The 11,970-nt window shown below is 37.7% G+C and carries 14 protein-coding genes; 11 read left to right on the forward strand and 3 right to left on the reverse strand.

The features are described 5' to 3' along the window. Nucleotides 1–170: 170 nt before the first annotated feature. A complete protein-coding gene (locus VNJ50_RS01065) occupies nt 171–1,451 on the reverse strand; it encodes a replication-associated recombination protein A (RefSeq protein ID WP_325578214.1) in 1,281 nt (426 codons plus the stop codon). 234 nt (nt 1,452–1,685) lie between these two features. On the opposite strand from VNJ50_RS01065, the gene VNJ50_RS01070 reads away from it, so the two are divergent. Further along, entirely contained in the window at nt 1,686–2,453 is a 768-nt protein-coding gene (locus VNJ50_RS01070; RefSeq protein WP_325578216.1) for a rhomboid family intramembrane serine protease, read from the forward strand. Nucleotides 2,454–2,489: 36 nt separating this feature from the next. Here VNJ50_RS01070 and rlmB read toward each other — a convergent pair whose 3' ends face one another. Both rlmB and VNJ50_RS01080 read right to left on the reverse strand, forming a co-directional pair. Then, nucleotides 2,490–3,236, reverse strand: a complete 747-nt coding sequence (rlmB, locus tag VNJ50_RS01075) for a 23S rRNA (guanosine(2251)-2'-O)-methyltransferase RlmB (protein ID WP_325578218.1) — start codon at nt 3,234–3,236, stop codon at nt 2,490–2,492. A gap of 166 nt (nt 3,237–3,402) precedes the next feature. After that, complete coding sequence (locus VNJ50_RS01080; protein WP_325578220.1) at nt 3,403–5,088, reverse strand: ShlB/FhaC/HecB family hemolysin secretion/activation protein; 1,686 nt, start codon at nt 5,086–5,088, stop codon at nt 3,403–3,405. 174 nt (nt 5,089–5,262) lie between these two features. On the opposite strand from VNJ50_RS01080, the gene rpsL reads away from it, so the two are divergent. The 10 genes from rpsL (at nt 5,263) to rplV (ending at nt 11,966) form a co-directional block, all read left to right on the forward strand. Further along, on the forward strand, nt 5,263–5,637 hold the full coding sequence (gene rpsL, locus VNJ50_RS01085) for a 30S ribosomal protein S12 (protein ID WP_325449940.1): 375 nt from the start codon (nt 5,263–5,265) through the stop codon (nt 5,635–5,637). An 83-nt stretch (nt 5,638–5,720) separates the two neighbouring features. After that, nucleotides 5,721–6,197 (forward strand): 30S ribosomal protein S7, encoded by a 477-nt coding sequence (gene rpsG / locus VNJ50_RS01090; protein ID WP_325578222.1) that lies wholly within the window; start codon nt 5,721–5,723, stop codon nt 6,195–6,197. Between the two features lie 4 nt (nt 6,198–6,201). Next, nucleotides 6,202–8,328, forward strand: a complete 2,127-nt coding sequence (gene fusA / locus VNJ50_RS01095) for an elongation factor G (RefSeq protein ID WP_325578224.1) — start codon at nt 6,202–6,204, stop codon at nt 8,326–8,328. Between the two features lie 11 nt (nt 8,329–8,339). Continuing rightward, complete coding sequence (gene rpsJ / locus VNJ50_RS01100) at nt 8,340–8,645, forward strand: 30S ribosomal protein S10 (RefSeq protein ID WP_129018480.1); 306 nt, start codon at nt 8,340–8,342, stop codon at nt 8,643–8,645. A gap of 237 nt (nt 8,646–8,882) precedes the next feature. Continuing rightward, entirely contained in the window at nt 8,883–9,497 is a 615-nt protein-coding gene (rplC, locus tag VNJ50_RS01105; protein ID WP_325578226.1) for a 50S ribosomal protein L3, read from the forward strand. Beyond that, nucleotides 9,497–10,126, forward strand: a complete 630-nt coding sequence (gene rplD / locus VNJ50_RS01110) for a 50S ribosomal protein L4 (RefSeq protein WP_325578228.1) — start codon at nt 9,497–9,499, stop codon at nt 10,124–10,126. Before rplC ends, rplD begins: the two co-directional genes overlap by 1 nt. Nucleotides 10,127–10,132: 6 nt before the next feature. Next, nucleotides 10,133–10,423: a 50S ribosomal protein L23 gene (gene rplW, locus VNJ50_RS01115; protein WP_325578230.1), complete on the forward strand. Its 291-nt coding sequence runs from the start codon at nt 10,133–10,135 to the stop codon at nt 10,421–10,423. A gap of 10 nt (nt 10,424–10,433) precedes the next feature. Next, on the forward strand, nt 10,434–11,261 hold the full coding sequence (gene rplB, locus VNJ50_RS01120; RefSeq protein WP_325578232.1) for a 50S ribosomal protein L2: 828 nt from the start codon (nt 10,434–10,436) through the stop codon (nt 11,259–11,261). Between the two features lie 10 nt (nt 11,262–11,271). Beyond that, complete coding sequence (rpsS, locus tag VNJ50_RS01125; protein ID WP_163517581.1) at nt 11,272–11,550, forward strand: 30S ribosomal protein S19; 279 nt, start codon at nt 11,272–11,274, stop codon at nt 11,548–11,550. An 8-nt stretch (nt 11,551–11,558) separates the two neighbouring features. Beyond that, nucleotides 11,559–11,966 carry a 50S ribosomal protein L22 gene (rplV, locus tag VNJ50_RS01130; protein ID WP_325578236.1) on the forward strand — a complete coding sequence of 136 codons (408 nt, stop codon included), beginning with the start codon at nt 11,559–11,561 and terminating at the stop codon, nt 11,964–11,966. The last annotated feature ends 4 nt before the right edge of the window (nt 11,967–11,970 follow it).

The raw sequence follows: 11,970 nt of genomic DNA on the forward strand, positions 1-11,970 counted from the left end.
ATATAAAATTGCTCAATAAATAAATTCCCCGATGAAATTATTCTTGTCGGGGTTTTTTATTCTTGAAAATTCTGATGACATCTTTTTTTTTCTCTGTATCATCCGTCATTGTTCACTAGTCTATATTCTACCCTCTATTTCCTACCCACTACTCTCTAATCACTACCCACTTAATACCCATATTTATCCTTCCAACGTTGTTTTAAAAACTCGCGTTGTGCATTTTCTCTGGCGTTATTTCCAGGGCTATAAAGTTGCGTGTTTCTAATTTCGTCAGGAAGAAACTCTTGTGGTGCAAAGTTGTTTTCGTAGTGGTGGGCATATTGATAATCGTCGCCATAACCTAACTCTTTCATAAGTTTGGTTGGAGCATTTCGGATGGATAAAGGCACAGATAAATCACCAGTTTGCTTTACCAATTGTTGTGCTTTTCCAATAGCTTCATAGGCAGCGTTGCTTTTTGGAGACGTTGCCAAATAAGTGGCGCATTGGCTTAAAATTATTCGAGATTCTGGATGGCCAATTACAGAAACCGCCTGAAACGTGGTATTGGCCATCACTAATGCCGTCGGATTAGCATTTCCTATATCTTCACTTGCCAAAATAAGCAAACGTCGCGCAATAAATTTGACATCCTCACCACCTTCAATCATTCGCGCCAACCAATATACTGCACCATTGGGATCACTTCCGCGTATCGATTTGATAAACGCCGAAATAATATCATAATGCTGTTCACCGGTTTTGTCGTAGCGTACCGTGTTGCTTTGGATTTTTTCAAGCACGGCATCATTGGTTATGACAATGTTTTCATTTTCGGCGTAAGAGGTAATAATCAGTTCAAAAATATTCAAAAGTTTACGGGCATCACCACCCGAAAGCCGTAACAAAGCTTCCGTTTCTTTCAGTTGGATATGGCGTTTAGAGAGGATTTCATCTTCGGTAATGGCACGATTTAGCAAAGCTTCCAAGTCTTTTTTGTCAAAAGAATTGAGCACATAAACTTGTGAACGGGAAAGTAGCGCAGGGATAACTTCAAAACTTGGATTTTCTGTGGTGGCGCCGATCAGAGTTACCCAGCCTTTTTCAACGGCTTCCAATAAAGAATCTTGTTGGGATTTGCTAAATCTGTGGATTTCATCAATAAACAATAACGGGTTTTTGGCAGTGAATAAGCCACCACTGTTTTTGGCCTTATCGATCACTTCCCGGATGTCCTTAACCCCCGAATTGATAGCACTCAATTTGTAAAACGGTCGGTTGGACTCATTCGCAATAATATTTGCCAAGGTCGTTTTTCCGGTTCCTGGAGGACCCCAAAAAATCATGGAGGGAATAATTCCGTTTTTTATGTGTTGCGTCAAAACCCCATGATCGCCAATTAAATGGGATTGACTCAAATAATCTTTTAAGTATTTAGGCCTTAAACGTTCTGCCAATGGTGCATTCATAAAACAAAATTACATCAATTCCTTTGAAAACTGGAATCTCTATCCATAATTTTAGTTAGATGTCATTGGTAAAAGTAACATGGGTTTTGATCTTAGTAAATGATCTATAAAGCGTTTCGAAATGAATATAATCTATTTGAGACTGACGAAATTAATTTTTAAGCATCACTATGACAATTTTTCATATTTCTAATAAATGGTGACTAATTTGATAAGAAACCTTTAAATTTGACTATGGGCAATCAACAAAATTTTAGATATTCAACCGGCGTTGTAGCGTATCCCATCTTCTTTTTGATGCTCATTTGGGTTGTATTTTGGCTACAAGTCCGTTTTTTTCCTGTCATAAAAACCTGGGGTATTGTTCCACAAACATTGACTGGATTACGGGGTATTGTATTCAGCCCGTTCATCCATTCTGATATGGAGCATATTTATCATAATAGCATTCCTTTAGTGGTTTTGACTATGGCCTTGTTTTATTTTTACCGTCCTATTGCTTGGAAAGTATTACTCTATGGTATTTTGCTTTCGGGATTGATTACATGGGTTATCGGAAGACCAGCCAACCATATCGGTGCCAGTGGTCTTATTTATGTCTTGGTCAGTTTTATCTTTTTTAAGGGCATTTTTGCCAAACATTATCGATTGATAGCTTTATCCTTAATGATTATTTTTCTTTATGGAAGTATGATTTGGTATGTTTTTCCCATTAAGGACGGTATGTCTTGGGAAGGGCATTTGGGTGGACTGATCACTGGGTTTTTGTTTGCGCTAATTTTCAAGAAAACTATTGCGAAACCCGAACGTTATGTATGGCAAGAACCGACTTATAATGAAGATGATGATCCGTTTTTAAAGCATTTTGATGAAAATGGAAACTTTATTGAAAATTTAGAACCTGAAGTTGAAAATGAATTTGAAACAGAGGTTGAACTTGAAGAAAAACGAATACCTCCAAAGTATAATTATATATACAAGGAAAATCGAGAAGATCAATAATTGATTACAGATCTATATTCTTAATTTCCCTAATCCCTAATCCCTAATTGCCATCCTCTGTCGCACCACTTCGTACAAAAACGCGCCGCAAGCTACTGAAACGTTCAACGATTCGATATCGCCCAAAATTGGTAATTTGGCTTTGTCATCAACAATTTTTAAGATGGATGGGTTGATGCCTTTTCCTTCCGATCCCATAATAATGGCACATGGTTCGGTAAAATCCACATCGTAAAGATTTTGGTCTGTTTTTTCGGTAGCGGCAATTACTCTAATGCCCGAAGACTGCATATAAAAAACGGCGTCTTTGATATGATCAACTTTACAGATAGGAATTTTGAAAATCGCACCCGCACTGGTTTTAATGGTATCACCATTAACGGGAGCACCTCCTTTTTTCTGAATGATAATTCCTGAAACACCAGTACATTCGGCAGTACGGATAATGGCACCAAAATTACGAACATCGCTCAGTTGATCCAGTAACAGAAATAAAGGTGTTTTGCCAGATTCTAAAACGTTGGTCACTAATTCTTCCAATGGATAAAAGCTGATAGGTGCAATTTGTGCCACCACGCCTTGATGGTTTTTCTGGGTCAATCGGTTGAGCTTTTCAATAGGAACATAAGAAGAGTTTAAGCGTTCTTTGTGTAAAAGCTGCTCAAGTTCAGTAAATAATTCGCCGCGTAATCCTTTTTGTAAAAAGATTTTATCAATGTTTTCACCAGATTTAATAGCTTCAATGACCGCCCTGATTCCAAAAATAGTTGTTTCGTGTTCCATGGCAGCAAAGGTATAAATAAACCTTAATAGTTTCGTAAAGGTTTGTTCTAGAATATTTAATTTACTGTAGTATGATAATCTATCTGTTGATACTGGAATTATTCAGGTAAATGCGAATAATATTAACTGGAGATTTCTAGAGAGAGATACATGGGGAATTGCTGGTTTAAAACCTCGCCGTAAGACTGATGTGCATCTTAGAATTTGATAATTTGATAGCTTGGTTTTCTACACTTCCATTGCTGTAGTTTAATTTTAAAAGTCCTGCTTGAGTGAGGATTCCAAAGCCAAAACCAAAGCCAAGAAGTTTGCTTTTAATGTCTAGGATTTGGTTTTCGTAATATGCTACATCAAAAATGGAATTGACATATAGACTATTGGTCACTTTATAGCGGTATTCGGTGTTAAAAACGCCAAACAGATTTGCCGTTAGGCTATTTTCCTCAAAGCCTCTTATGGAATTGATGCCACCAAAACGAAACAATTCATTTTCCACAAAATTATCCGAATTTAAAACGGCAGCACTTACATTTCCATAAATACTATTCCGATGGTTGAGGTTAAAAATTTTGAATGTATTGAGATGAAACTTGGATTGTGATTGACTGCTGTTTTCCATAGAGCGTTTTCCTGTTCCAGCTGAAATGTCAAACATAAAGTTAACGGGAAATAGTGGATCATGAGATTGCTGCTCAAGATGGTTGTAATTTATGTTAAAAAATGTCGATTTAAGATCTTGGATGGATGTAATTGTGTTGTCTAGCAGATTGGTGGATGTGAGTGCATCAATGCCCAAAGCTATACCGTTTGATGGATTAATTTGAAAGTCTAATTTAGCAAACTGTGATGTGGTAACAAAAGAGCTGTCTTTTTTAAAAATATTTAAACCTAATTGTACGCCAATTGGTGAGCCAAATAGATAAGGTAATCTGGTTTTTACATCAAAGGTTTTTTGCGAGCTTTCATCACTTTTATAAAGCAGCCTGAACGATTCGCCATAATTTAGATTATTGATGAGGTTCAGGTTGAGGTATCCGTCAAATTCAATTTTACTGGTTTCGGTATTGGTGGCAAAACCTATAAATCCGTCGAAGGTATTGCTTTTTTGTTTTTCAAGATATAAATAGAGTAGCGTGGAATCTTTTGCAAAAAGGACTTCGGGATCTTTAATTTGGGAAGCAAATTGTAAATTCTCTAAAGTTCTGGTTTTTTGTTTGATTGCTTTTAGGTTAAAAGTTTGTTTTCTTTTAATTTTCAAGTAGCGCTTTATAAATGATGTGGGAAATTTTTCATAACCTTTCACAAGGATCGCATCAATGGTTCTTGGTCGATTTTTTTCAATTTTTAAATCGACATATAAAATTCCTTTCTCTTTTTTGATATTTGTGAGTTGCAATGATGAAAAGGGATCGCCAGCGTTTGAAATTTCTGAGTTTAATGTTTTAAGGGCAATTTCTAATTTGGGAACTTCAATTTCAAAATAATTTTCAGTAATGGTATTGGATATTATTTTCAGTAGGTTTTTGTCGAGACTAGCATCATAATGGATGATTGCCTTGGTATATTGCTGACCTAAATGGAAAACTGCAACAAATGAAGAGTCGTTAACCTTATTAAGCACCGTCAATTCACTTTCGATATAGCCCAAAATAGAAATATTTTTGGCAATAATTCTGGTTTCTTGCTCCAACGAATTGAAGTCGTTGAATTGCTGTTGATAATCTAAAGTTTTAAGAATATTGGTTTCTCCTTCATTTTGGCCTATGGCTGTCAGGTGCAGGGATTGGGCGAATAGACCTGAGAAAGAGATGTATCCGAAAAATAATAAAAAGAAGCTTATTTTTGAGGTCATTTGAAACTAAAACATCTCCAAAGCTAACAGAAAAATTTATCTAAAAATATCTACAGCAGTAAATAATTGACTAAAGATTTAAAAATTAATCACTTTACATTTGAAAAAAAAGAATTTATTTCTATCTTTGCACCCCTCAAAAGCGAGGAGTAAAACAAATTTATATAGAAATATATGCCAACAATTTCACAATTAGTACGAAAAGGAAGAGCCAAAATAACCAAGAAGAGTAAATCGGCTGCTTTAGATTCGTGTCCACAAAGACGTGGTGTGTGTACTCGTGTTTATACTACGACACCTAAAAAACCTAACTCAGCAATGCGTAAGGTGGCAAGGGTGCGTTTGACAAACGGAAACGAGGTTAACGCATACATCGGCGGTGAGGGTCACAACCTACAAGAGCACTCGATAGTATTGGTTAGAGGTGGAAGGGTAAAAGATTTGCCGGGAGTTAGATATCACATTGTACGTGGTGCCTTAGATACCGCAGGTGTTACAGGTAGAACGCAACGTCGATCTAAATACGGAACAAAACGCCCTAAGAAGTAAAAACAAGTTAGAGGTTAGGTGTTAACAGGTTGAAATAAATGCCTTTGACAGATAATCAATGACAAAAAACTCAAAAAGAAGACATGAGAAAAAGAGCAGCAAAAAAGAGACCGCTTTTACCAGATCCACGTTTTAACGATCAGTTAGTAACTCGTTTCGTTAATATGATGATGTGGGATGGGAAGAAGTCTGTAGCTTTTAAAGTATTCTACGATGCGATTGATATTGTAGAAGCAAAGAAAACAGACGAAGAAAAATCAGCTTTGGATACATGGAAAGATGCTTTATCTAACGTAATGCCTCACGTAGAAGTGCGGAGCCGTCGTGTTGGAGGTGCTACCTTCCAGATCCCAATGCAGATTCGTCCAGATCGTAAAGTATCAACCGCTATGAAATGGTTGATTACTTACTCAAGAAAAAGAAATGAAAAATCCATGCCGGCAAAACTTGCTGCTGAAATTTTAGCAGCTGCAAAAGAAGAAGGTGCTGCCGTTAAAAAGCGTATGGATACTCATAAAATGGCAGAAGCTAACAAAGCATTCTCGCACTTTAGATTCTAATACAATGGCAAGAGATTTAAAACTTACAAGAAATATAGGAATTGCAGCTCACATCGATGCTGGAAAAACAACAACTACAGAGCGTATTTTGTTTTATACCGGTGTTAACCATAAGTTAGGTGAAACTCACGAAGGATCATCAACAATGGACTGGATGGAACAAGAAGCGGAAAGAGGTATTACAATTACTTCGGCTGCAACTACTTGTGACTGGGTTTTTCCAAAAGAAAATGGAGAGCCAACAGAAGATGCGCAAAGTTATCACTTTAATATTATCGATACTCCAGGTCACGTGGACTTTACCGTAGAGGTAAACCGTTCATTACGTGTGCTTGATGGGTTGGTGTTCTTGTTTAGTGCAGTTGATGGTGTTGAGCCACAATCTGAAACTAACTGGAGATTAGCAGATAACTATAAAGTGCCAAGAATTGGATTTGTTAACAAAATGGACCGTCAAGGTGCTAACTTTTTAGAAGTTAACAAACAAGTTAAAGAAATGCTAGGGTCTAACGCCGTGCCAATTGTATTGCCTATAGGTGATGAGGCCGATTTTAAAGGTGTTGTTGACTTAGTAAGAAATAGAGCCATTGTTTGGCATGATGAGAACTTTGGTTCTACGTATGACGTAGTGCCTATTCCGGAAGAAATGAAGGAAGAAGTTCGTGAGTTCAGAGCTTTATTAATTGAGGAAGTAGCGAGTTACGACGAAAACTTATTAGAAAAGTTCATGGAAGATGAAAGTTCTATTACAGAAGAAGAAGTACACGCTGCGTTAAGAGCTGCTGTTATGGATATGGCTATTATACCTATGGTATGTGGGTCATCCTTCAAAAACAAAGGTGTTCAGTTTTTGTTGGATGCTGTTTGTCGTTATTTGCCATCTCCAATGGATAGGGATAGCGTTGTGGGGACAAACCCTGAGACAGGTGCTGAAGAAAGACGTAAGCCAGATGTTAAGGAGCCTTTCGCTGCTTTGGCATTTAAGATCGCTACCGATCCTTTCGTAGGTCGTTTAGCCTTCTTCCGTGTGTATTCTGGTCGTTTGGATGCTGGTTCGTATATATTAAACAGCCGTTCGGCTAAAAAAGAACGTATTTCTCGTATCTATCAAATGCACTCTAACAAACAAAATGCGTTAGATTATATTGAAGCTGGAGATATTGGGGCAGCAGTAGGATTTAAAGACATTAAGACAGGGGATACCATGTCTGATGAAAAACACCCTATCGTATTGGAATCTATGGAATTCCCGGATCCAGTTATCGGTATTGCTGTTGAGCCTAAAACTAAAGCTGACGTTGATAAATTGGGTATGGCTTTGTCTAAATTGGCAGAAGAAGATCCGACGTTTACAGCGCGTACAGATGAAGCTTCAGGACAGACAATTATTTCTGGAATGGGTGAGCTTCACTTAGATATTATTGTAGATCGTTTAAGACGTGAGTTTAAGGTTGAGGTTAACCAAGGTGCGCCTCAAGTTGAGTATAAAGAAGCTATTACACAGTCGGCAGAACACAGAGAGGTTTACAAGAAACAATCAGGTGGTCGTGGTAAATTCGCGGATATCGTATTTACATTGTCGCCTGCTGATGAAGGAAAAACTGGCTTAGAATTTATCTCAGAAATTAAAGGCGGTAACGTTCCTAAAGAGTTTATACCTTCTATTGAAAAAGGATTTAGATTGGCTATGGTCAATGGACCTTTGGCAGGCTACGAAGTAGACGCTATGAAAGTTACATTGACGGATGGTTCATACCACGATGTGGATTCTGACCAATTATCATTTGAGTTGGCTGCGAAAATCGGATTTAGAAATGCTGCTAAAGCTGCTAAAGCCGTTATCATGGAGCCTATCATGAAAATTGAAGTAATCACACCGGAAGAAAATATGGGTGATATTGTTGGTGATTTGAACCGAAGAAGAGGACAAGTAAATGACATGGGAGACAGAGCTGGAGCAAAAACAGTTAAAGCTACGGTGCCATTGTCAGAAATGTTTGGATATGTTACAACATTAAGAACATTGTCATCAGGTCGTGCAACATCAACTATGGAATTTTCACATTATGCCGAGACCCCTTCTAATATTTCTGAAGAAGTGATTAAAGCAGCTAAAGGCGTTGAAGCTTAAATTTTAAGAAAATGAGTCAAAAAATTAGAATAAAACTAAAATCTTACGATCACAGTTTAGTGGACAAATCTGCTGACAAGATTGTAAAAACAGTAAAAAGCACTGGAGCTGTAGTAACGGGACCAATTCCATTACCAACGCACAAGAAAATTTTCACTGTATTACGTTCTCCACACGTTAACAAGAAAGCTAGAGAGCAGTTCCAATTAAGTTCTTACAAAAGACTTTTGGATATTTATAGCTCTTCATCAAAAACAATTGATGCTTTGATGAAGCTTGAGTTACCAAGTGGTGTAGAAGTAGAGATTAAAGTATAATCCCATACCTGCGAAGGCAGGTGTCTCAAGGCCAAATGGCAATTGCTTCTTGACTGACAGACTCCCTCTTTTGCGAGGTACATGTCCTAAGCTGCGTGCGAAGGAAAAACGGTAAAAAATACATTCAGGGCTGAAGTATTTTTGGCCCTGAATTTTTTAAATACCATAGCGGTGTCGCCGGCGGCATTACGTACAACATTTAAGTAGTAGTTTAATAATAATCAATAAATAATAATTATGTCTGGGTTAATTGGAAAAAAAATCGGTATGACCAGCATCTTCGATGAAAATGGAAAAAACATTCCATGTACAGTTCTCGAGGTTGGTCCATGTATCGTTACCCAAGTCAGAACCGAAGAGGTTGACGGGTATAGTGCTCTTCAACTTGGTTTCGATGACAAGACAGAGAAAAGCGCCACAAAAGCTGAAGCAGGTCATGCTAAGAAAGCTGGTACTTCTGTTAAAAGAAAAGTCGTTGAATTCCGAGGATTTGAAGAAAGTTACAAATTAGGTGATACCATCACTGTAGATCACTTTATTGAAGGTGAATACGTTGATGTTACGGGTACATCTAAAGGAAAAGGATTCCAAGGGGTTGTAAAACGTCATGGATTTGCTGGTTCTGAAAGAACACACGGTCAACAAAGTATGTTGAGATCACCGGGTTCAGTAGGAGCAGCTTCTTATCCTGGTAGGATATTCAAAGGTATCAAGATGGGTGGCCGTATGGGCGGTGAAAGAGTGAATGTTGAAAATTTAAAAGTTTACAAAGTAGTTCCTGAAAAGAACTTACTTGTGGTTAAAGGTTGTGTTCCTGGCCATAAAAACTCTTATGTAATTATTCAGAAATAATGAAAGTAGCAGTTGTAGATATAAACGGAAAAAGCACAGGTAGAGAGGTTGAACTTTCTGCAGATGTGTTTGCTATTGAGCCTAATAACCATGCGGTTTACTTAGATGTTAAGCAATATCTTGCTAATCAACGTCAAGGTACGCATAAGGCTAAAGAAAGAGCTGAAGTGTCGGGAAGTACACGTAAGATCAAAAAACAAAAAGGAACTGGTACTGCTCGTGCAGGATCTATCAAGTCTGGTGTTTTTACAGGAGGTGGACGTATTTTTGGTCCAAGACCAAGAAACTACAGCTTCAAATTGAACAAAGGTCTTAAGCGTTTAGCACGTAAATCGGCCTTGACAATGAAAGCTAAAGACAATTCTATTGTGGTTATGGAAGACTTCAATTTTGATACTCCAAAAACCAAAAACTTCACTAACGTATTGAAAGCGTTGGGTGTTGAGAACAAAAAAACTTTGTTTGTGTTGGGCGGGTCAAATAATAATGTATATTTGTCCTCACGTAATTTAAAAAGTTCTGAAGTTGTAACAAATTCGGAATTAAGCACTTACAAAATTTTGAATGCAAATAAATTAGTCCTTCTTGAAAGTTCGATAGAAGGAATTGAATCGAATTTAAGTAAATAAGGAAACATGAGTATCTTAATTAAACCTATTATTACCGAAAAAGCAACTATGAATAGTGAGTTGAACAACTGTTATAGTTTCCAGGTAAATACGAAGGCGAACAAGGTTGAAATCAAAAAAGCGGTGGAAGCTGCTTATGGCGTTTCCGTTGAAAAAGTTCGTACTATAAATGTCCGTCCAGATAGAAGAACCCGTCACACTAAGACAGGTATTCAGCATGGTAAAACAAATGCTGTTAAAAAAGCAATTGTACAACTGGCGGAAGGTGAAACGATTGATTTATACACTAACATGTAATTAGACAAGAATGTCAGTAAGAAAATTAAAACCAATCACATCAGCGCAGCGATTTAGAGTAGTAAATGGGTTTGACGCCATTACTACTGACAAGCCGGAGAAGAGTTTACTCGCTCCGAACACGCGATCTGGTGGTAGAAACAGTCAGGGAAAAATGACCATGCGCCAAATTGGTGGAGGTCATAAAAGAAGATATCGTATTATCGATTTCAAACGTAACAAAGCGGGTATTCCTGCAGAGGTTGCATCTATCGAGTATGATCCTAACAGAACTGCGTTTATTGCGCTTTTGAACTATCAAGATGGTGAAAAGCGTTATATCATTGCCCAAGCGGGATTGCAAGTAGGACAGAAATTAGTTTCTGGTGCTGAAGGTGTTGCTCCTGAAATTGGAAATGCAATGGCTTTAAAATACATTCCACTAGGTACTATTATTTCATGTATTGAATTACGTCCTGGTCAAGGAGCTATCATGGCAAGAAGTGCTGGTGCGTTTGCCCAGCTTATGGCGAGAGATGGTAAGTTTGCTTCGGTGAAATTGCCTTCTGGTGAAACCCGTTTGATTCTTGTAGAATGTATGGCTACTATTGGAGCTGTGTCTAACCATGACCATCAATTGATTGTATCTGGTAAAGCAGGTAGAACAAGATGGTTAGGAAGACGACCAAGAGTACGACCTGTAGTTATGAACCCGATCGATCACCCAATGGGTGGTGGTGAAGGTAAAGCTTCAGGAGGTCATCCAAGATCAAGAAATGGTATTCCAGCTAAAGGTTATAGAACCCGAAGCAAGACCAAAGCAAGTAACAAGTATATTGTAGAACGTAGAAAGAAATAATTGATATAATATGGCACGTTCATTAAAAAAGGGACCTTACATCCATTATAAATTGAGTAAAAAAGTTGAAGAGAATGTGGCTTCAAACAAAAAAACGGTAATCAAAACATGGTCAAGAGCCTCAATGATTTCACCTGATTTTGTTGGACAAACAATTGCTGTTCACAATGGCCGTCAATTTGTACCAGTTTATATAACTGAGAATATGGTAGGGCACAAATTAGGAGAGTTTTCACCAACACGATCGTTTAGAGGTCACGCTGGTGCTAAAAATAAAGGTAAAAAATAAGTAGAGCTATGGGAAGTCGTAAAAAACAAATGGCAGACGCTATTAAGGAAGAAAAAAAGCACATTGCTTTTGCAAAGCTTAATAACTGTCCTACATCGCCTAGAAAAATGCGCTTAGTGGCGGATTTGGTTAGAGGACAAAAGGCAGAAATGGCTCTTAATATCTTAAGATTTAATCCAAAAGAGGCATCACGACGTTTAGAAAAGCTGGTACTGTCAGCGATTGCCAACTGGCAAGCCAAAAACGAGGATGCAAGTATTGAAGATGCAGAGTTGTACGTAAAAGAGATTCGAGTTGATGGTGGAGCAATGTTGAAAAGATTGCGTCCAGCACCACAAGGTCGTGCACACAGAATTAGAAAACGTTCCAACCACGTTACAGTGGTTATAGGAGCAAACAATAACACACAAGCTTAAATAG

Source organism: Gelidibacter sp. (assembly GCF_035577925.1).
In the GTDB taxonomy this organism is placed as follows: Bacteria; Bacteroidota; Bacteroidia; order Flavobacteriales; family Flavobacteriaceae; genus Gelidibacter.